The 25,688-nt window shown below is 68.4% G+C and carries 25 protein-coding genes; 16 read left to right on the plus strand and 9 right to left on the minus strand.

The features are described from left to right. Window positions 1-3: 3 nt before the first annotated feature. Entirely contained in the window at window positions 4-651 is a 648-nt protein-coding gene (locus G6N34_RS10630) for a GntR family transcriptional regulator (RefSeq protein ID WP_085150905.1), read from the minus strand. An 82-nt stretch (window positions 652-733) separates the two neighbouring features. Between G6N34_RS10630 and G6N34_RS10635 the strand changes: the two genes are divergently transcribed. After that, window positions 734-1,783 (plus strand): ABC transporter permease, encoded by a 1,050-nt coding sequence (locus G6N34_RS10635; RefSeq protein ID WP_085150906.1) that lies wholly within the window; start codon window positions 734-736, stop codon window positions 1,781-1,783. After that, window positions 1,783-2,775: an ABC transporter ATP-binding protein gene (locus G6N34_RS10640; RefSeq protein WP_085150907.1), complete on the plus strand. Its 993-nt coding sequence runs from the start codon at window positions 1,783-1,785 to the stop codon at window positions 2,773-2,775. Before G6N34_RS10635 ends, G6N34_RS10640 begins: the two co-directional genes overlap by 1 nt. 2 nt (window positions 2,776-2,777) lie before the next feature. Here G6N34_RS10640 and G6N34_RS10645 read toward each other — a convergent pair whose 3' ends face one another. Continuing rightward, window positions 2,778-4,736: an FUSC family protein gene (locus G6N34_RS10645; RefSeq protein WP_163645365.1), complete on the minus strand. Its 1,959-nt coding sequence runs from the start codon at window positions 4,734-4,736 to the stop codon at window positions 2,778-2,780. Window positions 4,737-4,768: 32 nt separating this feature from the next. Here G6N34_RS10645 and G6N34_RS10650 point away from each other — a divergent pair, with 32 nt between their 5' ends. After that, window positions 4,769-5,482: an EthD domain-containing protein gene (locus tag G6N34_RS10650; protein WP_085150909.1), complete on the plus strand. Its 714-nt coding sequence runs from the start codon at window positions 4,769-4,771 to the stop codon at window positions 5,480-5,482. Window positions 5,483-5,487: 5 nt separating this feature from the next. Beyond that, window positions 5,488-6,243 carry an enoyl-CoA hydratase/isomerase family protein gene (locus G6N34_RS10655; RefSeq protein WP_085150910.1) on the plus strand — a complete coding sequence of 252 codons (756 nt, stop codon included), beginning with the start codon at window positions 5,488-5,490 and terminating at the stop codon, window positions 6,241-6,243. 7 nt (window positions 6,244-6,250) lie between these two features. Here the strand turns inward: G6N34_RS10655 and G6N34_RS10660 are convergent, their stop codons facing one another. After that, window positions 6,251-6,439 carry a (2Fe-2S)-binding protein gene (locus tag G6N34_RS10660; protein ID WP_085150911.1) on the minus strand — a complete coding sequence of 63 codons (189 nt, stop codon included), beginning with the start codon at window positions 6,437-6,439 and terminating at the stop codon, window positions 6,251-6,253. 258 nt (window positions 6,440-6,697) lie between these two features. Here G6N34_RS10660 and bfr point away from each other — a divergent pair, with 258 nt between their 5' ends. The 6 genes from bfr to G6N34_RS10690 are packed head-to-tail and all read left to right on the plus strand — an operon-like array spanning window position 6,698 to window position 13,631. Next, a complete protein-coding gene (gene bfr / locus G6N34_RS10665; protein WP_085150912.1) occupies window positions 6,698-7,177 on the plus strand; it encodes a bacterioferritin in 480 nt (159 codons plus the stop codon). Between the two features lie 53 nt (window positions 7,178-7,230). After that, window positions 7,231-9,267 carry an MDR family MFS transporter gene (locus G6N34_RS10670; protein WP_085150913.1) on the plus strand — a complete coding sequence of 679 codons (2,037 nt, stop codon included), beginning with the start codon at window positions 7,231-7,233 and terminating at the stop codon, window positions 9,265-9,267. Between the two features lie 35 nt (window positions 9,268-9,302). Next, complete coding sequence (locus tag G6N34_RS10675; RefSeq protein WP_085150914.1) at window positions 9,303-9,797, plus strand: carboxymuconolactone decarboxylase family protein; 495 nt, start codon at window positions 9,303-9,305, stop codon at window positions 9,795-9,797. A 53-nt stretch (window positions 9,798-9,850) separates the two neighbouring features. After that, a complete protein-coding gene (locus tag G6N34_RS10680) occupies window positions 9,851-11,203 on the plus strand; it encodes a type I glutamate--ammonia ligase (RefSeq protein WP_085150915.1) in 1,353 nt (450 codons plus the stop codon). After that, a complete protein-coding gene (locus G6N34_RS10685; RefSeq protein ID WP_085150916.1) occupies window positions 11,204-12,313 on the plus strand; it encodes an amidohydrolase family protein in 1,110 nt (369 codons plus the stop codon). Between the two features lie 31 nt (window positions 12,314-12,344). Beyond that, the gene (locus tag G6N34_RS10690; protein ID WP_085150917.1) at window positions 12,345-13,631 is read left to right on the plus strand and encodes an acetyl-CoA hydrolase/transferase family protein; all 1,287 of its coding nucleotides are present in this window, start codon (window positions 12,345-12,347) and stop codon (window positions 13,629-13,631) included. Between the two features lie 126 nt (window positions 13,632-13,757). Here G6N34_RS10690 and G6N34_RS10695 read toward each other — a convergent pair whose 3' ends face one another. Both G6N34_RS10695 and G6N34_RS10700 read right to left on the minus strand, forming a co-directional pair. Further along, the gene (locus tag G6N34_RS10695; RefSeq protein ID WP_085150918.1) at window positions 13,758-15,527 is read right to left on the minus strand and encodes an N-acyl-D-amino-acid deacylase family protein; all 1,770 of its coding nucleotides are present in this window, start codon (window positions 15,525-15,527) and stop codon (window positions 13,758-13,760) included. A 9-nt stretch (window positions 15,528-15,536) separates the two neighbouring features. Continuing rightward, window positions 15,537-16,010, minus strand: a complete 474-nt coding sequence (locus G6N34_RS10700) for a nuclear transport factor 2 family protein (protein ID WP_264016971.1) — start codon at window positions 16,008-16,010, stop codon at window positions 15,537-15,539. Window positions 16,011-16,120: 110 nt separating this feature from the next. On the opposite strand from G6N34_RS10700, the gene G6N34_RS10705 reads away from it, so the two are divergent. Then, the gene (locus G6N34_RS10705) at window positions 16,121-17,035 is read left to right on the plus strand and encodes a dienelactone hydrolase family protein (RefSeq protein WP_085150919.1); all 915 of its coding nucleotides are present in this window, start codon (window positions 16,121-16,123) and stop codon (window positions 17,033-17,035) included. Here the strand turns inward: G6N34_RS10705 and G6N34_RS10710 are convergent. After that, complete coding sequence (locus tag G6N34_RS10710; RefSeq protein ID WP_085150920.1) at window positions 17,023-17,850, minus strand: formate/nitrite transporter family protein; 828 nt, start codon at window positions 17,848-17,850, stop codon at window positions 17,023-17,025. The genes G6N34_RS10705 and G6N34_RS10710 overlap by 13 nt on opposite strands. A gap of 85 nt (window positions 17,851-17,935) precedes the next feature. On the opposite strand from G6N34_RS10710, the gene G6N34_RS10715 reads away from it, so the two are divergent. Together G6N34_RS10715 and G6N34_RS10720 are read left to right on the plus strand one after the other, a co-directional pair. Next, entirely contained in the window at window positions 17,936-18,763 is an 828-nt protein-coding gene (locus G6N34_RS10715; protein WP_085151206.1) for an acyl-CoA thioesterase, read from the plus strand. A gap of 108 nt (window positions 18,764-18,871) precedes the next feature. Beyond that, window positions 18,872-19,360 (plus strand): hypothetical protein, encoded by a 489-nt coding sequence (locus tag G6N34_RS10720; RefSeq protein ID WP_085150921.1) that lies wholly within the window; start codon window positions 18,872-18,874, stop codon window positions 19,358-19,360. A 5-nt stretch (window positions 19,361-19,365) separates the two neighbouring features. Here the strand turns inward: G6N34_RS10720 and G6N34_RS10725 are convergent, their stop codons facing one another. Next, window positions 19,366-20,688 carry a cytochrome P450 gene (locus tag G6N34_RS10725; protein WP_085150922.1) on the minus strand — a complete coding sequence of 441 codons (1,323 nt, stop codon included), beginning with the start codon at window positions 20,686-20,688 and terminating at the stop codon, window positions 19,366-19,368. 81 nt (window positions 20,689-20,769) lie between these two features. On the opposite strand from G6N34_RS10725, the gene G6N34_RS10730 reads away from it, so the two are divergent. Next, a complete protein-coding gene (locus G6N34_RS10730) occupies window positions 20,770-21,174 on the plus strand; it encodes a hypothetical protein (protein ID WP_085150923.1) in 405 nt (134 codons plus the stop codon). Here G6N34_RS10730 and G6N34_RS10735 read toward each other — a convergent pair whose 3' ends face one another. Continuing rightward, window positions 21,175-22,476, minus strand: a complete 1,302-nt coding sequence (locus tag G6N34_RS10735) for a cytochrome P450 (protein WP_085150924.1) — start codon at window positions 22,474-22,476, stop codon at window positions 21,175-21,177. Between the two features lie 22 nt (window positions 22,477-22,498). Then, window positions 22,499-23,158: a TetR/AcrR family transcriptional regulator gene (locus G6N34_RS10740; RefSeq protein WP_234812819.1), complete on the minus strand. Its 660-nt coding sequence runs from the start codon at window positions 23,156-23,158 to the stop codon at window positions 22,499-22,501. A 52-nt stretch (window positions 23,159-23,210) separates the two neighbouring features. On the opposite strand from G6N34_RS10740, the gene G6N34_RS10745 reads away from it, so the two are divergent. Together G6N34_RS10745 and G6N34_RS10750 are read left to right on the plus strand one after the other, a co-directional pair. Beyond that, window positions 23,211-24,569 carry an FAD-dependent oxidoreductase gene (locus tag G6N34_RS10745; protein WP_234812820.1) on the plus strand — a complete coding sequence of 453 codons (1,359 nt, stop codon included), beginning with the start codon at window positions 23,211-23,213 and terminating at the stop codon, window positions 24,567-24,569. Continuing rightward, the gene (locus tag G6N34_RS10750; protein ID WP_234812821.1) at window positions 24,544-25,674 is read left to right on the plus strand and encodes a threonine synthase; all 1,131 of its coding nucleotides are present in this window, start codon (window positions 24,544-24,546) and stop codon (window positions 25,672-25,674) included. The genes G6N34_RS10745 and G6N34_RS10750 overlap by 26 nt, the downstream gene beginning before the upstream one ends. The last annotated feature ends 14 nt before the right edge of the window (window positions 25,675-25,688 follow it).

Here is a 25,688-nt window from a genome sequence, read left to right on the forward strand (position 1 = left end):
AGGCTACAAAGGCAGGTACGTCAGGTGCCCGTGCCCGGAAGTCGCCTCGACCGCGGCCGCGGTGTCGTTGTTTTCCAACGCCGTCAGGATGGCTCGGTGCCGGGCGACCCCGTCTTCGCGGTGGTGGTGCCTGGCCTCGCCGCGCAGGTTCGCCGCCATCGGCAGTTGGAGCTTCAACAGAATGGGTTCGAGGGTGATGTCGAGTTGCCGGTTGGCGGCCAATCCGACGACGGCCGCGTGGAAGGCCCGATGCGCGTCGTCGCGGGCCAGATCGGTGGACGCCGCCTCCATTGCCTTCAGTGCAGCGTGGACCGGCGCCAACGCGGTCTCTGGATCGGACAGCGGCAACGCCGTCTCGACCGCATGGCGCTCCAGGACTGTCCGCAGTTCGAACAACTGCCGGATGTCCTCCGGCGACCATTCGGCGACCCGGGATCCGCGGCGCGGTAGATGCTCCACCAGGCCCTGCTGAGCCAGTTGGCGCAGCGCCTCCCGGAGTGGCGCACGACTGATCCCGAAGTCGGCGCACAACTGCTCTTCGACGATCTTGGCGCCCGGAGCCAGGGCACCACTGAGGATCGCGTCGCGCAGGCGGGAGGCTGCGAGTTCGACGAGGGTGACCGGCAGGTCGGATTCGGGTGCGACAGACATTGCGACGAGTCTATGGCCGTCGTGGCAACGATTCTTGGCTGGCTGCGCCTCTCAGGCGCCGCATCGCGGTAGATTTCAGAGCATGCTCACCGCGGCGTTGCGTGATCTGCAGTGGCGACGCCGTCGCTTTCTGATCGCGATCATCGGCACCGCATTCGTGTTCGCGATGACGCTCGTGCTGACCGGTTTGGCCAACGGCTTTCGCGTCGAAGCCCGCAACACCGTCAACTCCTTCGGCGTGGACCACTTTCTGATCCAGGCGGGCGCGGTCGGTCCGTTCCTGGGTTCGGTCCCGTTCTCTGCCTCTGAAGTGCGTGCGGTGCAAAGGATTCCGGGTGTTCAGGCTGCTGCCCCGTTGGTGTACGCGGGCGTCACCGCGCTCGACAACGGGGTTCCTCGGACCATGAACCTGTTCGGCGCCCCCACCGAGGGGCCCGGGATGCCCGTGATGTCCCAGGGGCGCCCGCCGGCCAACCAGGACGAGATCGCGGTGTCCTCGACGCTGGGCCGCAGCCTCGGTGACGACTTGGAGATCGCCAAGCTTCAATTGAAAGTGGTCGGGATCGTCGAGAACTCGACGGTGCTGGCCAAACAACCCAACCTGTTCCTCACCGTCGCCGGCGCCCAGCGCCTCGTCTACGGCGGGGAGCCCGTGGTCTCCTCGATCGGGATCCGGGGTGACCCCGAACGCATACCCGACGGATTCCGGGCCGTGGACCGGCAGAGCGCGATCGACGACATGCTGCGCCCGCTCAAGGTCGCGGTCGACGCGATCACAGTGATGGCCGTGCTGTTGTGGGTGGTCGCGGCGCTGATCGTGGGCTCGATGATCTACATGTCGGCGCTGGAGAGGGTGCGCGATTTCGCGGTGTTCAAGGCGGTCGGGGTGCCCACCCGGTCGGTGCTGGCCGGACTGGCGCTGCAGTCCGTGATCGTCGCGACCGTCGCCGCAGTGCTGGGGGCGCTGCTCTCACTGGTGTTGGCGCCGCTGTTTCCGATGCGGGTCGACATCCCCGACGGGGCTTTCCTCCTTCTGCCCGCGCTGGCGATCCTGATCGGCCTGGTGGCCAGCGGTGCCGGCCTGCGCCGCGCGGTGACCGTCGATCCGGCCGTGGCATTCGGAGGTCCCTGATGCGCGACCTGAGCATCCGCGACCTCGTTGTCGAATACTCCAGCGGTGGGTACGCGGTCCGTCCGATCAACGGGTTCGACCTCGACGTCGCGGCGAAGTCCCTGGCGATCCTGCTGGGCCCCAGCGGGTGCGGCAAGACCACACTGCTGTCCTGCATCGGCGGCATCCTCAAACCGACATCGGGTCGAATCCTGTTCGACGACATCGACGTGACTGCCCTGGATGCCCGCAGCCTGGCGCGCTACCGGCGCTGCAGTGTCGGCATCATCTTCCAGGCGTTCAATCTCGTGCCCAGTCTCAACGCCGCCGAGAACGTCATGGTCCCCATGCGTGCGGCCGGAATGGGTCGTCGGGAGGCGCGCACGCGGGCCGAAGAACTGCTCTCGCGCGTCGGCCTCGCGGATCGGATGACCCACCGTCCCGGCGACCTCAGCGGCGGTCAGCAGCAGCGAGTCGCGGTGGCCCGGGCGCTGGCGCTGGATCCGCCGTTGATCCTGGCCGACGAACCCACCGCGCACCTCGACTTCATCCAGGTCGAGGAGGTGCTGAGGCTGATCCGCGAATTGGCCGACGACGACCGGGTCGTGGTGGTCGCGACCCACGACAGTCGCATGCTGCCGTTGGCCGACCAAGTGGTGGAGTTGGTGCCGGATGTCGGCACCGCGGACCGCCCACCCGAGACGCTCGAGGTGCCCGCCGGGGACGTGGTGTTCAGGCAGAACACCATGGGCGACCTCATCTATGTGGTGTCCAGCGGTGAGTTCGAGATCGTGCGCGAACTCACCGACGGTGACGAGGAACTCGTGTCGACCGCCACGACGGGGGAGTACTTCGGCGAAATCGGTCCGCTGTTCGGTCTGCCGCGCTCGGCCACCGTGCGCGCCCGCAGCGATGGGACGCTCATCGGCTACACCGTGAAGGCGTTCCGGGAGCGCCTGGGAAACAACGGGATTCGGGATCTGATCGAGCACCGCCCGCTCGATCCCGACTGAGTTCACCGGCGAGCCAGATCGGCCACTGTGAGCAGGTGCCGCGTGATGGTCTCGGTCTCGGCGAGCAGCACGCGCTGGGCGGTGTCCTGCTTGCCGAGCAGAGTGGCCGCGTCCCGGAGTTGCTGGTCGGCCTCGGCGAGGTGGCGTGCATCGAGGCTCCACGGCCGCCCGGGCCGCGGCGCCTCGCCGCGAAGTGCATCCACGTAGTCGTCGACGGCCACCACGAATCGGGGATCCAGGGTGTGGGGTTGCGCGGTGTGCGCTTGATCCTCCAGCGTCGCGCACGCCCCGGTGACGGCATTGAGCGCCGCGCGATACGCCATCAGCCATCGGCGGACTTCGGGCGCGTCGGCCCGGGCACTGCCGCTGGTCGCCTCGAACGCCGAGCGCGCGCGGTTGGCGCGCTCCCAGACCGCGGCCAGGGTCTCGTCGGCGTGGCCCAGTGGGTGCACGAAGGCGCGGATCACCGTGGCGGCATAGTCGATCTCGGCCTTGAGCAGTTCACCGGCGCGCTGTCGCAGTCGGACCAGAGAGCGGTCGGGCAGGATGACATGGCTGGCCACCGCGAGTCCGCCGCCCACGATGATGGCCACGAGGCGCTGGCTGACGGTGGTGGCGTCGACGGCCCCGGACACGTCGATCAGGCAGGTCAGGGCGGCCGCAAGCGCGACGGCGAGTGGCACGTAACTGAGGCCCACCACGGCGTACGCCACGGCCACGAACACCACGGCGAGCATCGCGGCCACCGCGGGCCCGGGGTGCAGGAACGCCGCGACCGCCGAGGCCGCGACGACGCCGGTCGCCGTCCCGGCCACGCGCGCGACACACCGGGTGTAGGTGTGCGCGGTCTCGGGGCGCAGCACGAGCAGCACCGTCACTGCGATCCAGTAGGCGTTCTGCACCCCGGCGACCGCCATGATGAGCGTGCCGGCCCCGACCGCCCCGGCCAGTCGCACGGCGTGGCGCAGGATCGGCGAGTTGCCGTACCACTGTGCGGCGATGGTCGTGCGGGCCGCCTGCGTCGCAGACAACAGATCACTGTCGCCGAAGTGCACCGCGACGGCCTCGGTCACCTGTTCACGCAGTCGCCCCACCACCGCAGCGACGTTCCCCCTGAGGGCGGCCGATGCGTCGGTGAGGTGCTGCAGCGCCAATTCGGCATCGGTGCGCGCTGTGTCGCTGTCGGACCCCGAGATCGCCTGCAGGGCATCACCAGTGGCGAGCAGCACGGCCCGGAGGTGGGGTGTGTCGGTGTGCGGGCGCAGCGCGTTCAACGTCATCGCAATGCGTTCCGGCAGCCCGTACAACCCGCGGTGCGCGGGTGGCCGGCGCCGCGCCTGATGTTCGGTCAGCGTCGCGGTTTCGCGGAGTTCGATCAGTGGCGTGGGATCCAGAATCGAGTCGGGGTCGACGGCGAGCCGCCGCGCTCCCGTGGCGAGCCACCCGTACGCGTCGGTGAGGACGCGCCGCTGTCCTCTCCAGCGCTGGCGGGGCCACGCCGCGACCAGCACGGCCTGGCTCAGGCCGCCCAGCAGGGCCAGCAGAGCTGCGGTGAGCGCCTCGCGTGGACCGGCGTCGGCCGCGGGCACAGTGACCAGAAGAATGCTCGACGACGCGGCCACCAGTCCGGCATTGGCGCTGATGGCCCACACCATGCCGGTGACCAGACACCACAGCACCACGGTCACCCCGTACAGGGCGGGGTGCACGGCGGTGAGTTGGCCGACGAACGCCGCGAGGGCCATTCCGGCCGACGCGGACACGATCAGCGGAAGCCGGCCGCGTCGGCTGTCCTGCAGGGCCACGGCGCCGGCGATCGCCCCACTGAGCCCGGCCGCGATCGCGCCTGCGGCGGAGCCGAGCTCGAGTGCCACGAGCACCGACAGCAGGATTCCGAGCAGACTTCGCACCACTTCGCCGACGTACGGCCACGGCGGCCGCAGGGCGAGGGCCCGCAACATACCTGCCATTATGCGCGGGTAGGTTCACGATCGTGGAGAAGGTCATCGTGATCCTGCAACCGCGTGTCGCCGACGACGGCTGGTGCGACCGACTGCGCGGGCCTGTCGCCGACGCGCTGCTCGATCTCGGACTGCCGGGGCTGGCGGTCAACGTCAAGGATTCGGCGGTCCGGGATTCCCTGATGACGTTGACCACGCTCGATCTGCCGGTGGCCGGAGTCGTGACCCTCTGGACGCAGCAGTACTACGGCGCCGAGGTTGCCGCCGCGTTCGAGGTGCTCAGCAACGAATCCGACCGGCTCGCAGGCTATCTGGTGACCGAGTCGGTCCCGCTCGTGCCGCCCGTGCACCTCGGCGGCCGGACGCCCGGGTTGGCCAACGTCGCACTGCTGCGTCGACCCGACAGTCTCGACGAGGCGACGTGGCTACGCCGTTGGCACGTCGATCACACGCCGGTGGCGATCGCGACGCAGGCGACGTTCGGGTATGTGCAGAACACCGTCGTGCGGGCGCTGACGGCGGGTGCGCCCCGAGTGGACGCGATCGTCGAGGAGTTGTTCCCCGCTGCCGCGGCGACGGACCTGATGGCGTTCTTCGGTGCGGCCGACGACGCCGATCTCAACGATCGGATGCGCCGAATGGTCGCCAGCACTGCGGCGTTCGGTGCCAACGAGAACGTCGACACGGTGCCGACGAGCCGGTACGTCCTGAGGTCACCGTTCGCGGACACCGCTGCGCTAGGTTGAACCGCGTGACGCTCACGATCGCCGACGAGAACCGGGTCCGGACCATCACGTTGAACCGGCCGGAGGCGCTCAACGCCTTCAACGAGGCGCTCTACGACGCCACGGCCATCGCGATGAAAGAGGCAGCACAGGATCCGGAGGTGTCGGTCGTCCTGCTCACCGGCGCCGGACGGGCATTCACAGCCGGCACGGATCTGACCGAGATGCAGGCGATGTTCACCGACCCGGACTTCACCTTCGGTGAGTACGGGTTCAACGGGCTGATCGATGCGCTCGCCGAGTTCCCCAAACCGTTCATCTGCGCGGTCAACGGTGTCGGCCTGGGCGCCGGCGCGACGGTCCTGGGGTTCGCGGATCTGGTCTTCATGTCGACCGAGGCCAGGCTGAAGTGTCCGTTCACCTCGCTCGGGGTGGCGCCGGAGGCCGCGTCGTCGTATCTGCTGCCCCAACTGCTCGGCAGGCAGAACGCCGCGTGGCTGCTGCTGTCCTCCGAATGGGTGGGCGCCGAGGAGGCCAAGCAGATGGGCCTGGTGTGGAAGGTGTGCGAACCCGAGGCGCTGCTGCCCGAGGCGCGCAGGCATGCCGAACTGCTGGCCTCACGTCCCCTGGCGAGCCTGATGGCGGTGAAGAGGACGATGACCGCGCCGTTGCTGGAGGAGATCGCGGCGGCGCGGAAGCGGGAGAACGCGTGCTTTGCGGAACTTCTCGGCGGCGCCGAGAATGCGGAGGCGCTCGCCGAATTCAACCAGCGTAGGGCATAAGAGGAAGTTAGCTGGCCACGGTGACGCTGAGTCGCGCCGACTCGGCTTCGATGATGGCCCGGACTGTGTGACGGCACCTGCCGCAGTCGGTGCCGGCCCCGCACGCCTGGGCGACCTGCTTGGAAGTGCAGGCTCCCTTGTGCACGGCGTCGGCGACTTCGTGGCTGGTCGCCCCGGTGCAGAGGCACACGTACATCTATGCAGCCTCCTTTTGGGCGTCATCGCCGAACCGGCTCATGGTTGGTGAGTCTAACCTAACTCCACCGGGATTGTTAGGGCAGCCTGCCCCTCATTTCGTGAGGCTTACCTACCCGCCAGAGTTTGCGGTGCCGCGGCGATTTGCCGTGCTCTCGGGCCGGATCTGGGCTACATTCGAAGGACGCAGCAGCGACATTCAGCCCACGTCCACTGCGGTTTTCACCGCTGACAGCCCATGCTCTGACGAGGAGTGCTCATGCTAGGCGATCCAGAGGTTTTGAAGTTGCTCAACGAGCAGCTGACCAGTGAACTGACGGCAATCAATCAATATTTCCTGCACTCGAAGATGCAGGACAACTGGGGTTTCACCGAGTTGGCCGCGCACACCCGCGCTGAGTCCTTCGATGAGATGCGTCATGCGGAGGCCATCACCGACCGCATCCTGCTGCTCGACGGTCTGCCCAACTATCAGCGCCTGTTCTCCCTGCGGGTCGGTCAGACGCTGCGCGAGCAGTTCGAAGCGGACCTGGCGATCGAGAAAGAGGTGCTTGAGCGCCTGCGACCAGGGGTGATCATGTGTCGCGAGAAGCAGGACAGCACCAGCGCGTCGCTGCTCGAGGGCATCATCGCGGACGAGGAGAGCCACGTCGATTACCTCGAGACGCAGTTGGAGCTCATGGACAAGCTCGGTGAGCAGCTCTACGCGGCGCAGTGTGTGTCGCGGCCGCCCAGCTGACTTGCTTTCATAGCTCCGCTAACAAAATCGTTGGCCGTGGGTATACACCGGGCATGACGACAGCACCGGCGGCAGATCCGGAAGCCGGCAGCACGCTGATAAGCCCGCAACGGCGGAACCTGATCTTCGTTGCGGTCCTGCTCGGCATGCTGCTGGCGGCGCTCGACCAGACCATCGTCGCCACCGCGCTGCCGACGGTCGTGGCTGACCTCGGCGGCGCGGGCCATCAGTCGTGGGTGGTGACCAGCTATCTGCTGGCTTCGACGATCGCGACGGCCATCGTCGGCAAGCTCGGTGACCTTTTCGGCCGCAAGGCCGTCTTTCAGATCTCGATCGTGTTCTTCCTGCTCGGTTCGGTGCTGTGCGGCCTGGCGACCTCAATGGGGATGCTCGTGGCGGCCCGCGCCCTGCAGGGAATCGGTGGCGGCGCCATCATGGTGACCTCGATGGCCGTGATCGGCGAGGTCATCCCGTTACGTGACCGGGGTCGGTATCAGGGTGCGCTCGGGGCGGTCTTCGGCGTCACCACGGTGATCGGCCCTCTGCTCGGCGGATTCTTCACCGACCACATGACGTGGCGGTGGGCGTTCTGGATCAACGTTCCCGTCGCGATCGTGGTCTTCGCCGTCGCGGTGACGGCGATCCCGTCGCTGGCGCGGTCCGCCAAACCCGTCATCGACTACGCCGGCATCCTGCTGGTCGGAATCGGGGCCTCGGGCCTGACTCTCGCGACCAGTTGGGGCGGCGGCGAATACGCCTGGGGTTCGCCGATGATCCTCGGACTGTTCATCGGTTCGGCGATCGCCCTGGCGTTGTTCGTGTGGGTCGAACTGCGTGCCGCGGAGCCGATTCTGCCGATCCGGCTGTTCGCGAGTCCCGTGTTCACGGTGTGCTGCATCCTGGCCTTCATCGTGGGCTTCGCGATGCTCGGCGCCATGACGTTCCTGCCGACCTTCATGCAGTTCGTCGACGGTGTCTCGGCCACCGAATCGGGCCTGCGCACGCTGCCCATGGTGCTCGGCCTGCTGATCACGTCCATCGGCAGCGGGCAGATCGTCGGGCGCACCGGGCGCTACAAGGTCTTCCCCATCGTGGGCACCGCGGTGATGGCCCTCGGGTTCTTCCTGCTGTCGCGGCTTGGCGCGGACTCCCCGCTGTGGCGTGAGGCCCTGTTCCTCTTCATCCTGGGCACCGGTATCGGAATGTGCATGCAGGTTTTGGTCTTGACGGTGCAGAACACCGCCAGCTTCGCCGATCTCGGGGTGGCCACCTCGGGCGTCACGTTCTTCCGGACCATCGGCAGTTCGTTCGGTGCGGCGATCTTCGGTTCGCTGTTCGCCAACTTCCTCGCCAGCCGCATCGGGCCCGCGTTGCTGGCATCCGGCGCGCCACCCGAGGCAGCCGAGTCGCCCAAGGCGTTGCACGGGCTGTCCGCCGAGATGGCCCGGCCGATCGTCGAGGCCTACGCCGACTCGCTCGGCACGGTGTTCCTGTGCGCCGTCCCGGTTGCCCTGGTGGGCTTCGTCGTGGCGCTGTTCCTCAAGGAGGTGCCGCTGCGCGAGATGGATGCCATCGCGGCGGCCGACCTCGGCGAGGGATTCGGCATGCCGAGCACCGAGTCGCCCGAGAAGATCCTCGAGGTCGCGGTGGGCCGGATGTTCCGGGACTCGCCGGAGATCCGCCTGCGCAACCTGGCCGGGCGGCACGGCTGCGTTCTCGACGTGCCCGAACTGTGGGCGCTGCTGCAGATCTATCGGCAGAACCAGGTGTTCGGTTCGGCCGACATCAGCGACATCGCCGAGCGTCTGCGTGTGCCGCGGGAAGTCATCGAGCCCGCCTTCGACCGGCTGGTCGAACGGGGATGCGCACTGCGGACGGGAGACCTGCTGTGGCTGACGCAGTTGGGCGTGTCCCAGGTCGACTCCGTCTCGGGCGCGATCGTGGAGCGCATCGTCGCCAAGCTCGCCGATTCACCGACGTTCGACGGCCGCCCCGACCGACTGGAGGTCGAGGCCGCACTCGAACGGATCGCGCACAGGATGCTGCTGCAGCGGGAATGGGGCGACGAGCCGGTTCCGGTACGAAACTAGAACGCGTTCCAATTTGCGGGCGTAGCATCGCCGCTATGAGCCGAATCGGAGACTTCCCGGACGACGACGTCACAGGGTGGATGCTCAAATCGCCGAAGATCGGCGGCGCGCTCGCCGGGTTCACCCGCGCGGTCTACGACGACAACCGCCTTCCGATGCGGGTGCGCGAACTCGCGCGCATCGTCATCGCCCATGACAACGAGTGCGCGGTGTGCGTCAACACACGCGACGAGGATGGGCCGGGCGCAGGTGTTGATGAGGAGCTTTACGACCACGCGCTGGAATGGCGCACCTGGCCCGGCTACACCGATCAGGAACGCGTCGCCGCCGAGTTCGCGCACCGGTTCGCCACCGAACACACCGCACTGCGTGACGACGAGGACTTCTGGCGGCGCGCCGCCGAGCACTTCTCGGACGAACTCCTGGCTGACCTCGCGCTGTCGTGCGCCATGTGGGTCGGCATGGGCCGTGTCCTGCGCACCCTGGACATCGGGCAGACCTGCAGGCTCACTCTGCCCAGCCGCGCGTAAGCCCTGGCCCGTAAACCCTGGCTGTGTAGGCCGGGCCGGAGGAGGATGTGGCCATGACCGCCGCCTCCACGCCGGCCGCATCCATTGCCCAGTTGAAGGCCAATGGCGCCGCGACGGTGTTGGGCACCGTCGTCAACCCGGCCGGGCTGACCCAGGCCAAGATGGTGCCGATCGGCCGAATCCACGCGTTCGCCGCACCCGGGCTGGGAGCCAGTCCGGTCTGGCACGGCTTCGCGATCGACCAGACCGGAGTCGTGAAGACCGACTCCGTCGGTGTCGTTGGCGACCAGCGCGTACGTATCGACCTGACCGCGCTGCACGGCATCGGCGACGGATTGGTCTGGGCGCCAGGGGAGTTCTTCGACCAGGACGGCACCCGCATCCCGATGTGCAGCCGCGGCACCCTGGCCCGAGTCCAGACCCGGCTGGCCGAGGCGGGTCTGACCGCGTTCGTCGGACACGAACTCGAGTTCGTGCTCGTCGGACCCGACGGTGCGCGCCTGCCCACTCACCTGTGGTCGCAGTACGGTCTGGCCGGTGTGCTGGAACACGAGGGATTCGTGCACGACGTGATGGCCGCGGCAGCCGTGGCCGGCGTGGACATCGAACAGTTCCATCCCGAGTACGGCCAGAACCAGTTCGAGATCTCGCTGCGCCCGCAGTCGCCGGTCCCGGCCGCCGACCACCTGATGTTGTTGCGCATCATCGTCTCCCGTGTCGCCCGTCGTTTCGGGCTGCGCGTCAGCCTGTCGCCGGTGCCGTTCGCCGGCGGTGTTGGATCCGGTGCCCACCAGCACTTCTCACTGTTCAAGGACGCACAGCCGGTGTTCTCCGGCGGCTCGGGTCCCTACGGCCTGACCGACGAAGGCCAGCACGCCATCGCAGGCCTGCTGGCCGGACTGCCCGATGCCCAAGGCATCCTGGCCGGTTCGATCCTGTCCGGGATGCGCATGCAGCCCGGACAATGGGCCGGGGCGTTCGTCTGCTGGGGCGCTGAAAACCGCGAGGCCGCGGTCCGTCTCCTTGTCGGGGGACCGGCCAATCCCCACGGCGCCAACGTCGAAGTCAAACCCATTGACCCCGCGGCCAACATCTACCTGGCCAGTGCGGCGATCCTCGGGCTCGCGCTCAACGGGATCGAGCGGAAGGCGGGGCTGGGACCTGAGACCACGATCGATCCGGCCCTGCAGACGAAGGCGGTGCGCAAGAAGGCCGGTACGGTTCAGCTTCCCGAACGCCAGGCCGACGTGATCGACACCCTGGAGTCCTCGACGCTCATGCGGGACCTGTTGGGCGAGGACGTCGTCGACATGTCGGTGGCGGTGCGCCGCCACGAGATTCACCACTACGGAGCGTTGGCGCCCGACGAACTCGCGGATCGGTTCCGGTTGGCCTGGAGCCTGTGAGTGACCACGCTCGCCGATCACATCAATGCGGTCGAGTTGATCGACCACCACGTCCATGGATTCTGGACCGGCGACGGCGATCAGGTCCGCTTTCACAACGCCCTCAACGAGGCCGACACCGAACCGTTGGCCGAACCGGACGCGGTGTTCGACAGTCAGTTGGGATTCGCGGTGCGAACGCACTGCGCACCGGTGCTCGGACTGCCGGCACACAGTGCGCCGCAGGACTATTGGGAGCGGCGGAACCGCATGGGCGAGGCCGAGGTCACGGAAAAGCTCCTCCGGCGCTGCGGGGTCACCGATTGGATCGTGGACACCGGCTTCGCGGACGGTGTCGCCGGACCTGACGAGGTGGCTCGGGCGTCGGGCGGGCGGGCACACGAGGTGGTCCGCCTTGAGCAGGTCGCCGAACAGGCCGCCGCGGCATCGGGCTCCTACGGACAGGCGTTCACTGAGATCCTTTCCGCCCGTGCCGAACACGCCGTGGGCACCAAATCCATCCTCGCCTACCGCGGCGGATTCGAGGGCGACCTCAGCGAACCCAATGCACATGAGGTCGCCGAGGCGGCCGCGAGGTGGCGCGACGAGGGCGGCAAACGTCTGACCGACCGCACGCTGTTGAGGTTCGGGCTGCACCAGGGGCTGCGACTGGGTAAGCCGCTGCAGATCCACGTCGGCTTCGGTGACCGAGACCTGGACCTGCACCGCGCCAATCCTCTTCTGCTGCTCGACTTCCTGAGGTCCTCCGGTGACACGCCGATCACGCTGCTGCACTGCTACCCCTTCGAGCGGGAGGCGGGCTACCTCGCGCAGGCGTTCGACAACGTCTTCGTCGACGTCGGCCTCAGTGTCAACCACCTCGGTGCGCGGTCGCCGTCGGTGATCGCGCGACTGCTCGAGCTCGCACCCTTTCGCAAGATCCTGTACTCCTCGGACGCCTTCGGGCCGGCCGAACTGCACTTCCTCGGCGCACGGTTGTGGCGGATCGGCATGACCAGGGTGCTCACAGGCTTTGTCGAGTCGGGGGAGTGGTCCCGGCGCGATGCGGTGCGGGTGGTCGATCTGATCGCACACCGTAACGCTCGACGCATCTACCCGCAGTTGAACTGAAGGGTCTCGTCGCCATGGCACAGTTACCGTCATGCCAGAGGAGTTGACCGCCGAAGCGGCCGCCGCCCGGTTGAACCCCGCCGACCATCTGGGGATCCCGCTGGGACCGGGGCAACCGCCGGCGTTTCTGCGGGCACTCGGTGATCGCACCGACTGGACCGATCTGCGGGTCTACGGCGCGCTGCTGACCGTAGGCACGGAACTGTTCTCCCGTCCGGGGGTCCGCTACCTGTCGGGATTCTTCGGGCCACTCGAACGGGCACTGCGCGCCGCCGGTGCGGACATCGACTTCACTCCGGCCGACTTCCGCCGATTCGCGCCGCTGATGGAGCAGCAGAGCCCACGCGTGATGGCCACGGTGGCCACGCCACCCGACGACGACGGCTGGTGCTCACTGTCGCTGCACGCCGGCGGCACCATCGCCGAGCTTCGGCGCGCGGGCGCCGATCCCGACCGGGTCCTGGTCGTCGAGCTCTCCGATGCCTATCCGACGACGTTCGGTCACGGCGAGCACCGACACGCGCTGCACATCGACGAGGTCGACATCCTGATCGCCTCCAGCGAGGCGCCGCTGGCGTTGCCGGACCCCGCGCCGTCTGAGACCGACATTGCGATCGCACGCCACGCCGTGGAGTTCATTCCGTCGGGTGCCACTCTGCAGACCGGAATCGGTTCCATCCCAAGCCAGATTGCGGCACTGCTGGCTCAGGGCGGCGGCGGGAACTACGGCCTGCACAGTGAGATGTTCACCGACGGCTGCATGCAGTTGCACCGTGCGGGCAAGGTCACCAACGATGCCAAGGGATGCTTCGACGGGGTCAGCGTGACCACGTTCGCGCTCGGCTCCGAGGAACTCTACCGGTGGCTGGACGGCAACCGCGACGTCGCGTTTCTGCCGGTGGACATCGTCAATTCGCCTGACGTGATCTCCAGAAACCATCACATGATCTCGATCAACGGCGCACTGTCGATCGACCTCCACGGTCAGGTGATCGCCGACACCATCGATGGTGAGCAGTTCAGCGGCATCGGTGGGGCCGAGGACTTCGTCGCGGGCGCCGGTCTCGACGTGGCCGACCGGTCGTTGATCTGCCTGCCGTCGACGTACGAGAAGGACGGCCACGTGCGGTCCAGGATTGTGGCGCAGTTCGAGGCGGGTGCTGTCATCACCACGCCCCGCCACCACGTCGACGTCATCGTCACCGAGTACGGGGCCGCCGAACTCGAGGGTCGGACCGTGCGGGAGCGCGGTCGCGCGCTGGCGGCCATCGCACATCCGCTGTTCCGGGACGAACTGCTCGCCGCGACTCTGAACTGACTACCCGCGAGCGGCCGCAACCTCCCCGCGAGCGGGCTGGGGTCCCCGCGAGCGGGCGCGTTGGTACGCGACACGCCGGGCTTTCCTGTACCAACGCGGCCGCTCGCGGAATACCGGCAGAGGAGTTCAGCGCACCCCGCGGATCAGGCTGCCGGGCCGAGCGCCGGTGTCGGCGCCGTGACGCCGGGTCACCACGCCGCTGACCACGGTCGCGTCATAGCCCGCGGCGCCCTGGATCAGTCGGCGCCCACCCGCGGGCAGGTCGTACGCCATGCGCGGCACGTCCAGCGTCAGCGCATCCATGTCGATGACGTTGATGTCGGCCTTCTTGCCGACCGACAGCACACCGCGATCGGACAGGCCGAAAAGTGTTGCGGTATCCAGGGTCTGCTTCTTCACCACATACTCGAGGGAGAACTTCGGCCCGCGGTGTCGATCCCGCGCCCAGTGCGTCAGCATGAACGTGGGGTAGGAGGCGTCGCAGATCAGGCCGCAGTGCGCGCCGCCATCGGACAAGCCCGAGACCGCCGCGGGATGGGTCATCATGTCGTAGATCGCGTCGTGGTTGCCCTCGGCGTAGTTGAAGAACGGAAGCATCAGCATCGCGGTGCCCTCGGACTCCAGCATGAGGTCGTACATGGCCGCCAACGGGTCCTGACCGCGGCGCGCGGCCACGGCGGCGACGGTCTGGTCCGGTGTGGGCTCGTAGTCCGGCGGGTCGCCGATTCCGAAGATGCGATCCGCACTGTGCTGGATGAGCGCGAACAGGCCGTCGAACAGCGGAACTGGACTCGGCGGCAGATCGTCCTCGGCGAGGATCGCCGCGCGAACCGCCGGGTCGGCCAACCGCCGCAACAGCGCGTCGCAGTCATGTTCGGCAGCCAGGGCGCGATAGGTCGGGCGGTGCGTGAACGCGTGGTAGCCCGGGAATCCGAACAGCATGCCGAACGGGCGGGCCGCGAACTGCGCATAGACCTCGATGCCGTTCTCCAGGGCCTTTCCGGCTCGCTCCAACTGCTGACGCCACAGATCGGGTGCGCCGCCGGTCTGGATCATCGTGAACGACACGGGCCGCTCGATCTCCGCGGCAAGCTTGGTCATCCAGTCCATCTCCCGCATGCACGCCTCGGCGGGTGACTCGCCCGCGGTGCCCTGCGGCGACACTTCGAACACCGCTCGTCCACCGGCGGCCATGGCCCGTCCCAGCCCGAACAATTCAGCCTCGGCCGCATACGTGCCCGGCACCGGTTCACCGTCGATGGCGCGGTGCGCCTCGGTGCGCGACGTCGAGAATCCCAGGGCGCCGGCCTCGACGGCCTCCTGCACGATGCGTGCCATGACGGCGATGTCGTCCTCGGTAGCCTCCTCGTTGCGGGCGCCACGCTCGCCCATGGCGTAGCCGCGCACCGCGCCGTGCGCGATCTGGGTGCCGAAATCGACTGCCAGGGTGCGCCTTTCGATGGCATCCAGATACTCGGGGAAGGTGCGCCAGTTCCAGGTGATGCCCTCGGCCAGCGCGGTGCCGGGGATGTCCTCGACGCCTTCCATCAATTCGATGAGCCACTGCTCCCGGCCCGGTTGCACCGGAGCGAAGCCGACGCCGCAGTTGCCGCTCACGACGGTCGTCACACCGTGCATGCTCGACGGTTCGAGCAGGTCATCCCAGCTGACCTGACCGTCGTAATGCGTGTGGATGTCGACGAATCCGGGAGTGACGACGCGTCCGGTGGCGTCGATGTGGTCGGCGGCGTTGGCCAGCAGATCGGTCGAATCGGTGGTGGCGTCGCGGCGACGGATCTCGACGATCCGACCGTCCTTGACGGCGATGTCGGCTGCGAAGCGGTCGGCGCCGGTTCCGTCGACGACGGTCCCACCGGTGATGGTCAGGTCATACATGTGTGCTCCTCAGACCAGGCCGGTCGCGTCGAAGACCCACGACATGTCGGCGTCGGCGAAATCGGCGAGCCAGGTCGCTGGCGCATGGTCGGTCAGTCCGCTCATATCCCAGTAGTCCTTCCACAGCGTGATCAGACCGTCGCGCACACGGTGCACGCTGACGAACTGCAGGACCGCGGATTCACCTGTGGCCCAATGCCACTCCTCATGGTGCTCGTACATGACGTCGGGACCGGTGTGCACCATGACCCCGGGGAAGTTCGCATACGACGCCAGCGGTTCCAGGCCGATCTTCAGGCGTTTGACGATGTCCACCGGTCCCCGTGCCGCGGCGGTGGGGCCGACGGGCATGTCGAGATAGATACAGTCCGGAGCCAGGTGGGTCTGCAGGCGGTCCCAGTCCCGGTCGGACAGCGCCCGCCACATCCCGTGCACGGCATCGGTGACTTCGGAGCGGTTGTCGACGGACGTGTCGTAGGTCACAACTCTAGATAGAACCTGTTGCAGTGCCCGGAGTCAACGATTCGGTGGACACTTTCCGAACTTTGTTAACCGACCTGTTCGGCCCGGGGGGTGGGGTGATACTGACAACGATGACGCCGCTGCAGCGCTACATCGCCGAAGAGATCGCCACCGACCACGCCGACGGGCTGTTGACCCGCCGGGAGGCGATGCGCCGCCTCGGGTTGTTGGGCCTGTCCACCGCGGCCGCGGCGGGTTTGATCGCCGCGTGCGGATCCGAGCGAGGCGCACCCGCACCCGCGTCCGCGCCCGGCGACACCGGGTCGACGTCGCCGCCAGAGGTGCCGCCCGGGATGGACCACGCGGTCGCCACCGAACCGATCACGTGGGCGGGACCGCGCGGTGAACTGCAGGGCGCCTGGGCTCAGGCCGAGGCGCCTCGCGGGGCCGTGCTGGTGATCCACGAGAACAAGGGACTCAACGACTGGGTGCGCTCGGTGGCCGGGCGTCTGGCCGGTGCGGGACAGTCGGCGCTGGCGATCGATCTGCTCTCCGAGGAGGGTGGGACCGCACGCTTCACCGAACCCGCGGAGGCCACCGCGGCGCTGGGTGGGATCGATCCGCAGCGCTTCGTCGATGATCTGCGTTCGGGCCTCGACGAACTGCAGCGACGCGCACCTGGCGCCAAGCTGGCCGTGGTCGGATTCTGCTTCGGCGGCGGCATGACGTGGCGGCTGTTGGCCGCCGGGGAGCCCCGGTTGGCCGCGGCCGCGCCGTTCTACGGACCGCTGCCCGACCATCCGGACTTCGCCGGCTCCAAAGATGCTGCGGTGCTTGGCTTCTACGGTGCGCTCGACACGCGGATCACCTCGGCCGAGCCGGAGGCGCGTGCGGCCCTGCAGCGCGCCGGGCTGGTCCACGAACTCGTCGTTGAACCCGACGCCGACCACGCCTTCTTCAACGACACAGGCCAGCGATACAACGCCGAGGCCGCGGCCGACGCGTGGCGCCGCTTGCAGGACTGGTTCACCCGCTACCTCGGCTGAGGGGCGGGCCTGGTGTCGTTGCGCGCTTCGGCGACCTTGTGCGGCACCTGCATCAGGCGCAGCACCGTGACCAGCCCGAGTCCGCCCACCGCATTTCCGAGGATGGCCAGCCAGAGCATGTCCACGACATCGACGTAGCCGAAGGACGCGCCGCTCACCAGCGCGGCGAAACAGAAGATCGTTGCCACGATCGCGTGGTTGACGTGCCCGACCGACAGCGTGAACCCGATGACGACCGCGGGCACCAGGCGCAGCCCGTCTGAGTCGGTCGAATGCTGAAGGTGGGTCATCAGCGTCACGAGCATTCCGCCGACCACCGCCAGCGCGAACGACTGCCAGGTGGTGCCCAGATTGGCATAGTCCGCGGCGGTCTCTGCTGCGGTCCGCCGCAGATCGGGGAACGCGAGCATGAGCAGTGCGGCGATGAACCAGCCTGCGGCGAGGTTGGTGACCAACGTGGTGCCCCACAGGCGTGCCAGTGCGCCCGCCGTGGCCTCCTTGGCGACGACGGCCGCGACCGGCACCAGGAAGTTCTCGGTGAACAGCTCGCTCTTGGCCATGGTCAGGGCGATGAATCCGATGGAGAAGGCCAGCGCGGAGAGCAGCGGATCTCCGGTCAGGTGCTTGACCAGCAGAAACGTCAGCACTCCGACGCCGATGTCCAAGCCGCCGAGCATCCCGGTCGCGATCAGCTGAAGCCACGAGCGTCCGAGGCGTTGCCGTCCCTCGTCGATGGTGCGGTCGAAGGTCTCCTCCTCGTCGGCGGGAGCCACCTCCGGTTCGACGCTGTCGGCGTCTCCGTCGGGCCGAGTCATGTGCGCTCGTCGCCCGTTCTCGTGCCCGTCGATGCCATACCGACCTCCTTGAGTCGACCGCAGGCGGATGCGGAAAGATCGCGGCGTGTCTTCTTCGCTGGGCGATGTGCTCGCCACGCTGCAGCTCGAACGGGTGAACGCCACATTCTTCGTAGGTGACCAATTGCCCGCGCCCGCAAACCACATCCTGGGTGGTCACATTTCCGCGCAGGCACTGATGGCGGCGAGCCTGACCGCTCCCGGGCGCTCACCGCACAGTGTTCACACCTACTTCCTGCGCCCCGGCGATGCACGTCGCCCCGTGGACTTCGAGGTGGTCGAACTGCAGGAGGGCCGGACCTTCTCAGCGCGGCGGGTCACCGCGCGACAGGACGGCCAGGTCCTGCTGGAGTCGATGTCCTCGTTCAAGGAGGTCGGTGCGCCCGCCGACCTCGAATATCAGCCGCCGATGCCCGCGGTGCCGGAACCCGACAAGCTTCCTCCCGCGACGCCGCACTTCGCCGAGTCCGAGGACGTCGGGCAGGGGCAGTGGGCCAGCCTGCGCTGGTTCGCTCGCCGGGTGATCGACGCCGACCGGATCCCGCCGGCCCGATCCCGGATCTGGTGGCGTCCCGACGGCGAGGTTCCCACCGACGACCCAGCGCTGACGGGCGCCCTGGTGGCCTACTTGTCGGCGGTCACGCTGACCGAACCCGCCTTTGCCGCTCGTGGGCAGTTGGGGCCGTCGGCGCAGCGGGACCACTCGGTGTGGTTCCACAGCCCAGCCGTGCTCTCGGACTGGCTGCTCTATGACATGTCGTCACCGAGCAGTGCCGACTCGCTGGCCCTGGCGCGGGGTCAGATGTTCAACCGCAACGGCGACCTGGTGTGCACCGTCACGCAGGAGATGTACTTCCCGCCCGCGCGACGCTGACATCAATCCTGGGGGCGGTTGACGCGCCCTGCGTTTGGCCTGTGCCGATCAGGGAACCCCGTTTTGACGGGGCCGTAGACGCGCAGGCCCACCGATCAAAGGATTGACATGGACACCAGTGCCGTATGGATCATCGTCGCGGTGGTCGCTGTACTGATCGTGCTGGGTGTGGTGCTGTACGCCGGCCGCCGGCGGCGGGACACCAGACTGCACGGTCAGGCCGAGCAAATCCGTGAAGAGGTCCAACAGAAGAAAGTGGAGGCCGACCGGCGTGCGGCCCTCGCCGACGAGACCGCGGCGCGGGCCCGTGCCGCGGAAGCCGAGGCGGAAGCCAAGGCCGCCGAGGCGAAGCGCTTGGCGGATCGTGCCCAGTTGCACCGCAGTGCGGCGGAATCCACGCATGAAGAGGTTCAGGCCCGTCGTGAGCACGCGGACTCCATTGACCCGCAGGTGAAGGCGGATCGCCCGCAGGAGCGCGCGCAGGACGAACGACTCGTGCAGGACGAACGAGTCGATCGTCCGCACAACGCACCCGTCGACCAGTTCCAGAATCAACCCGCCGATCGGCCCTATGACGCACCCGTCGATCGGACGTGAGCCGCTCAGCGCTGGGCTGGGCCTGCTTCGGCACGGTCGTGGGCTGACCCCAACCTGACCGGCAGTTCCGACCACCCACGCAGGACGCGGGTGCTGCGGCGGACGCCGTCGCTGGCGGGCCGCGCGGCGGGGAAGCGGTCGAAGAACGCACGCAGGCCCACCTCGCCTTCGGCGCGCGCCAGTGCGGCGCCGAGGCAGAAGTGTCGTCCGCCCGAGAACGCAAGGTGGCGTGCCGAATTGGGGCGATGAACGTCGAAGGCGTGCGGGTCGGGAAACACCGCGGGATCCCGGTTGGCGCCGGCCAGGCAGATGACCACCATCTCGCCCTCGCGGACGCGCTGTCCGGCGACGACGGTGTCCGTCGTGGCGACTCGGGCGCTCAACTGGACGGGGGAGTCCAGGCGCAGGATCTCTTCGACCGCGTTCGGCCAGCACTCGGGGTGCGCCTGCAGTTCACCGAGCTGATCGGGTGCGTCCATCAGCATCCGAATGCCGTTGCCCAGCAGGTTGACCGTCGTCTCGAAACCCGCGGCCAGCACCAGGCCCGCGGTCGCCTTCAGTTCAGCCTCGTCGAGCAGGTCGTCGGCGTCGGAGAGTCGGACCAGTTGGCTCATCAGGTCGTCGCCCGGTGCCCGCCGGAGCCTCTGCAGGTGATCGGTCAGCCAGGTGTTGAATCCGTCGAGCCCGCGCTGTACGCGCTGGAACTCCTGCCACGTCAGGCCGATGTCGAGGCTGGGCGCGGCCAGTTCACCGAACTCCAGCACACGGGCCCGTTCGCTGTCTGGGACGCCGAGGATGTCGCTGATGACGGCGACGGGCAGTTGCGCGCAGTAATCCGGGACGATGTCGACAACACCGGACCGGCCCGCCAATCGCTCGAGCAGTTCGTGTGCGGTCAGCTCGACCCGTTCCCTGAGTGCCGCAACGGCTCTGGGGGTGAAGACCGCCGACACGGTCTTGCGGTACCGGGTGTGGTCGGGCGGTTCGACGGCCAGCAGCGACGGCGGGCGCAGCGGGTGCAGGGTGTCGGGGATCGTCAACGCCTGCAGTCGGCGGAAGGGAGCGGGCAGGCTGCCGCCGAGCGTGATGACGCGGAACTCCTCGGAACGCAGCAGTTCGTGCGCGACGGCGTGCTCGACGGTCAGTCGGCTGATCCGGCAGGGGATCAGCGGCCCGAGTGGGCGCAGCTCGTCGTAGAAGCTCACCGGGTCGGCCAGCACCGTGGGGTCGGCGAGCATCCGCCCCTGCGGGTCGCCGCGACGGGCCGCCACGGTCGCGAAAACCCGTGTCACGCCGTGCAGGGAGAACCAGTGGACGCGGTCTCTCATCGGCCCCACGGTACGCCGAGTCGGGCATTTGATTGTGGCCACGCGCGGACACCCCCTAGGCTTCACGTCATGTTTCGGCGCATGGGTCAGACGGCAGCGGTCATCACGGGCGTGCTGGGTACCGCGGCAGGGTTCGTCGCTGTCGCCTCGGCGGCTCCTGAGGCTGACCCGGTGCTGTGCCAGTACGAGATGAGCGGTCCGCGGGTCGTCGACGTGTCCGGCACTCCGATGGTCAACGCGTCGCTCAAGCCGACGGCATGCAACGGCACCGCCGAGCCCACCGCGATGCAGGTCTGCGTCTCGGTCGAGGGAAGCAGCACCGCGGGGAAGTGCGCCGAGTTGCCCGGTTACGGCACCGCTCAGGTGTACCTGTCGCCGTTTGTGCCCGGGAAGACCTACACCGTGCGCGGTCGGGGTTGCGCGAATCAGGCGCAGCCGCCGCTGTACTTCTGCTCGACGTTCGGCCCCACGAGCGCGACGCTCTAGTCAGCGCGTCCGCGGCGGTGTCCAACTGACGGGCAGCCGTTTGATGCCGTGGATGAACGCCGACAGCAGGCGCGCGGGTTCGTCCGTCGCGGTGATGTCGGGGACCTGCTGTCGCAGTTCGTCGAACGCCACGCTGATCTCGCGGCGCGCGAGGTTGGCGCCGAGGCAGAAATGTGCACCGCCGCCGCCGAACCCGAGGTGCGGGTTGGGGTCGCGGCGCACGTCGAATCGCCAGGGATCGCTGAACCTCTCCTCGTCGCGGTTGGCCGAGCAGTACCACATCGTGACCTTGTCGCCCTCGGTCATGGGCACCCCGGACAGTTCGAAGTCGCGAGTCAGTGTGCGGCGCATGTAGACCACCGGGGACGCCCACCTGACGATCTCCTCGACAGCGCTGTGGTTGACGCCGGCGAAGTCGTCCCACCAGATCTGCCGCTGCTCGGGGTATCTGCTGAGCGCCAGCACGCCGTGACTGATGGCGTTGCGCGTGGTCTCGTTGCCCGCCACCACCAGAAGGATGAAGAAGGAGGCGACCTCGGCTGAGGTCAGACGCTCCCCGTCGACCTCGGCCTGCACCAGGCTGGTGGTCAGGTCATCCTGCGGTGTGCGGCGGCGATCCTCGGCGAGCTCATGCGCGTAGGCGCCGATCTCCATTGCGGTGCGCGCGAATTCGTCGAAATCAGTGGTCAGGTCGGGATCGCCGAAGCCCAGGATGATGTTGGTCCAGTGGAATACGCGGTCGTGGTCTTCGGCGGCGATGCCCATCATGTCGCAGATCACCTGCAGCGGCAGGGGCCCAGCCACGTCGGCCACGATGTCGCCGGTGCCGTCGGGATGCGCGGTGATCATCTCCGAGACGAGGCTGCGGGCGCGGTCACGCACCGCCGCCTCGACCTTGGCCACCACGCGGGGCGTGAAGGCTCGGCTCACGATCGACCGCAGGCGTTGATGGCGGGGATCGTCGAGGACGATCATCGATCCGAAGTACTCGGCGAGTTCGGGGACGTTGTCGCCGATCGTGATGTTCGGGCTCGAGCTGAAGATCTCGGGGTGCCGACTGGCGAAATGCACGTCGTCATAGCGGGTCAGGGCCCAGTGCCCCGCACCCGAGGGCCCGTCCTCTAAGCGCGCCTCGCGGAAGAACTTGATGGGCTCCGCCCGGCGGAGCGTCGCGAACGCGCCGTCGCGGAAGTCGTCGTCGCGCGACCAGAACTTCCAGCTGCCGAAGTCGATGTCGGACAACGGCACGTCGGGCGGCGGCTGTCCATTGGTGCGTGTCACGATTCGGGTTGGGGCGCCCACATTTTCACGCTACCAACGACGGTCAGGTGGGCCCGGTGCTTTCGAGCAGCTGCTGACGCAGGGTCGAGGCCAGCCAGCGCTCGAACTGGTCGTGGGTCCACCCTGCGACCCCGACCAGCCTGCGATGCAGCAGCGGTTCGCTGAACAACCAGGCGAGGTCGGTGGCGGCGTCGACGGTCAATCCTGAGCGCAGCGCGTGCAGCGCATCGAGGGCCTCGACGACGATGCGCGCCCCGTGTCGGCGCTGGGCGTTGAACTTCTCGAACACCGCGGTGGCAGCTGGGTCGAGCGCCGCGGCGGCCTCCAGGGCCGCGAACAGCGCGCCGACGCGACGGTCGATCCCGGCGAGGACGCCGGCCCAGCCGTCGAGCAGGGCAAGCGGATCGGGCAGCAGAAGCACCGCGGCCACCTCGGGCCGGTCGGCCAGGGCCAGCGGAGCGTCGTCGCCGGCGATGGCCCAGTCCAGGGCCAGCGAGAGCAGTTCGTTCTTGCCGCCCACTGCGGTGAAGACGGTCTTGCGGCTGACGCCTGCTGCGGCGGCGATCGCGTCGACGGTGGTACCGGCGTAACCGGCGGAGACGAACAACCCGGCGGCCTCGGTGACGATGCGGCGCCGCGTGGCCGCGGCCTGCGCCGCGCGCAGGTCTGACCGATATCCGCGCTTGACAGGCTCACCCATCATGGGTGACTCTCAGTAAATTCATTACACCGCAGGTTACCCGAAATGGGGGTCCATGGTGCGTACCGTCGTCGTCGGCGCGGGACCGGTTGGTCTGTTCACTGCCATCGCCATGGCTCGCCGTGGCCGCGAAGTCGTGCTCGTGGACCGTGACCCCGGCCCGTCGGCGTCCACCGCGATCTGGCGGCGCAGGGGAGTGATGCAGTTCGACCACGCCCACACGTTCCGCGGCCCAGTGGTTGACGCGCTGGGGGCCGAACTGCCGGATGCGCTTGCGGCGCTGCTGCGCATCGGAGTCCGTGTCGTCGCCGGTCCCGACGGTGCCGCGATCGCGATGCACTGTCGGCGGGCGGTGTTCGAACGGGTGCTGCGGGCCGCGGCTGCGCGGCAGCCGGGCCTGACCGTGGTCACCGGACACGTCGACGCGGTGCGGCGTGAGTCCGGTCGTGCCGCGGGCGTGGACATCGACGGGCGCCACCTCGATGCCGGCTTGGTGGTCGACGCATCCGGGCGCACGAGTCGGGTCATGCGGGCGCTGCGCGGGGACAGCGACGGCGGTCCCTGCGGTGCGGCATACGTGACGAGGCAGTACCGGTTGCGTGACGGCGCCGAACCCGGACCGGTGAACTCGCCCGTCGGTCTGTCGCTGAGCCTGTCCGGGTACTTCGCGGTGGCGTTCCGTCACGACGGCGGCACGTTCTCGATCACGATCACCCACGATGGCACCGATCCCCGAGTGCGAACGCTGCGCCACGCCGCGGTCTTCGAATCGGTGGTGGGGGCCATCCCGCTGCTCGCGGATTGGATCGACCCGTGCCGCGCGTACCCGATCACCCCGGTGCTGCCCGGAGGGCAGCTCTACAACAGCTACTGCGGGCAACTCGACGACGCGGGCCGGCCACGCCTGCCGGGGCTGGTCGCCGTCGGTGACGCGGTGTGCACGACGACGCCGTTGGCCGGGCGGGGCGTCACGCTCGGCCTGCTGCAGTCGCGTGCACTCATCGAGTTCCTCACCAGTTGCGCCGGTGACGACGACCTCGCGGTCGCGACGTTCGACGGGTGGTGTCGAAGCTGGATTCGGCCGTGGTTCCTCGACCACATCGCCTGCGACGCGGATCGGCTGCGACGGTGGGCCGGCGGGGACGTCGACCTCACGCGGCCCCTGCCCTCGGACCTGATCGTGGCCGCGGCGCAGAAGGACGCCACGCTGCGGGGCGCGGTCGCGGGCTACGACTCCATGTCGGCCCTGCCGTCGAGCCTCGACGGTCTGCAGGTGCGGGCCCGTGCGGTGTACGCCTCCGGTTGGCGGCCCACACTGGCCGAGGGTCCGGACCGCGAGGAGCTCGCGCAGTTGTGCGTCGAGGCCTCCAGCGGAGACACTGACCGGCGTGCACGAGAGCTCTGCAGCGGCTGAGAATCTTCCGGCGCTGCGGTGCCGCGAGTGCGGCACCGTCGTCGACGTCGCGAGCCTGGCGTCGACCTGCACGTGCGGCGGCCTGTTCGACATCGACGAGGGGATCCCGCCCGCCGGGGTGGGTCTCGTCGATGAGACCCGGAACTCCCTGTGGCGCTACGCCAGTGCGCTGCCGGTGGACTGCGATGACCGGATCAGCCTCGGCGAGGGCATGACGCCGCTGGTGCGTTCGCGGGACCTGCCCAACGTCAGGTTCAAACTCGACCTGCTGCTGCCGACGCTGTCGTTCAAGGACCGGGGCGCGGTGGTCCTGGCGACGCTGGCCCGTCGGCTGGGCGTCGAGTCGGCGCTCACCGACAGCAGCGGCAACGCTGGAACCGCGGCCGCGGCGTACCTGGGCCGGGCGCAGATTCCGTGCCGCGTGTTCGTTCCGGAGTCCACCTCGCCGGTCAAGCTGGCGCAGATGCGTGCGCACGGTGCCGAGGTCGTGACGGTGCCGGGCAGCCGTGCGGACACGGCCGCGGCGGCGGGGCGGGCGGCCGCGGTGCCCGGTGTGTTCTACGCCAGTCACGTCTATCACCCGTACTTCATGCACGGGGTCAAGACGTTCGGATACGAGTTGTGGGAGCAGAACGGCCGCAGGCTGCCCGAGGTCGTGGTCGTGCCCGTGGGCAACGGCACCCTGCTGCTCGGTGCGCATCTGGCGTTTCGCGAACTCGTCGCGGCCGGGTTGGCGAAGATGCCGACGCTGGTGGCGGTGCAGGCCCGCGGGTGTGCGCCGGTCGCTGAGGCGTTTGGTCGTGGTGCCGACGCGGTGACCTCGGCGACGAGATCGGAACCGACGGTCGCGGAGGGGATTGCGATCAGCCACCCACCACGGGGAGCCCAGATCTTGGCGGCGGTCAGAGAAACGGGCGGGACCGTGGTCTCGGTGTCCGATGAGCAGATCGTGCGGGCTCGTGCCGACCTGGCGGAGGAGGGTCTCTACGTGGAACCGACCTCGGCGGTGTGCTGGGCCGCGGTGCGGGCCGAAGCTCGCGGTGGGCTGCTGACCAGTGCCGAGGTCGTCGTTCCGTTGTGCGGGGCGGGGGCGAAGTCTCCCTGAGGTGTCAGCGGGGG

The sequence above is a fragment of the Mycolicibacterium confluentis genome (assembly GCF_010729895.1).
Taxonomy (GTDB): Bacteria; Actinomycetota; Actinomycetes; order Mycobacteriales; family Mycobacteriaceae; genus Mycobacterium; species Mycobacterium confluentis.

Bases quoted from the DNA above. Each gene is read 5' to 3' on its own strand.
- G6N34_RS10740 (WP_234812819.1), bottom strand. From the start codon at position 23,158: ATGATGGGTGAGCCTGTCAAGCGCGGATATCGGTCAGACCTGCGCGCG.
- G6N34_RS10645 (WP_163645365.1), bottom strand. From the start codon at position 4,736: ATGTTGCGGGCCCTCGCCCTGCGGCCGCCGTGGCCGTACGTCGGCGAA.
- bfr (WP_085150912.1), top strand. From the start codon at position 6,698: ATGCTAGGCGATCCAGAGGTTTTGAAGTTGCTCAACGAGCAGCTGACC.
- G6N34_RS10630 (WP_085150905.1), bottom strand. From the start codon at position 651: ATGTCTGTCGCACCCGAATCCGACCTGCCGGTCACCCTCGTCGAACTC.
- G6N34_RS10640 (WP_085150907.1), top strand. From the start codon at position 1,783: ATGCGCGACCTGAGCATCCGCGACCTCGTTGTCGAATACTCCAGCGGT.
- G6N34_RS10720 (WP_085150921.1), top strand. From the start codon at position 18,872: ATGGACACCAGTGCCGTATGGATCATCGTCGCGGTGGTCGCTGTACTG.
- G6N34_RS10725 (WP_085150922.1), bottom strand. From the start codon at position 20,688: ATGAGAGACCGCGTCCACTGGTTCTCCCTGCACGGCGTGACACGGGTT.
- G6N34_RS10660 (WP_085150911.1), bottom strand. From the start codon at position 6,439: ATGTACGTGTGCCTCTGCACCGGGGCGACCAGCCACGAAGTCGCCGAC.
- G6N34_RS10690 (WP_085150917.1), top strand. From the start codon at position 12,345: ATGCCAGAGGAGTTGACCGCCGAAGCGGCCGCCGCCCGGTTGAACCCC.
- G6N34_RS10710 (WP_085150920.1), bottom strand. From the start codon at position 17,850: ATGACTCGGCCCGACGGAGACGCCGACAGCGTCGAACCGGAGGTGGCT.
- G6N34_RS10675 (WP_085150914.1), top strand. From the start codon at position 9,303: ATGAGCCGAATCGGAGACTTCCCGGACGACGACGTCACAGGGTGGATG.
- G6N34_RS10705 (WP_085150919.1), top strand. From the start codon at position 16,121: ATGACGCCGCTGCAGCGCTACATCGCCGAAGAGATCGCCACCGACCAC.
- G6N34_RS10695 (WP_085150918.1), bottom strand. From the start codon at position 15,527: ATGTATGACCTGACCATCACCGGTGGGACCGTCGTCGACGGAACCGGC.
- G6N34_RS10670 (WP_085150913.1), top strand. From the start codon at position 7,231: ATGACGACAGCACCGGCGGCAGATCCGGAAGCCGGCAGCACGCTGATA.
- G6N34_RS10635 (WP_085150906.1), top strand. From the start codon at position 734: ATGCTCACCGCGGCGTTGCGTGATCTGCAGTGGCGACGCCGTCGCTTT.
- G6N34_RS10730 (WP_085150923.1), top strand. From the start codon at position 20,770: ATGGGTCAGACGGCAGCGGTCATCACGGGCGTGCTGGGTACCGCGGCA.
- G6N34_RS10680 (WP_085150915.1), top strand. From the start codon at position 9,851: ATGACCGCCGCCTCCACGCCGGCCGCATCCATTGCCCAGTTGAAGGCC.
- G6N34_RS10745 (WP_234812820.1), top strand. From the start codon at position 23,211: ATGGTGCGTACCGTCGTCGTCGGCGCGGGACCGGTTGGTCTGTTCACT.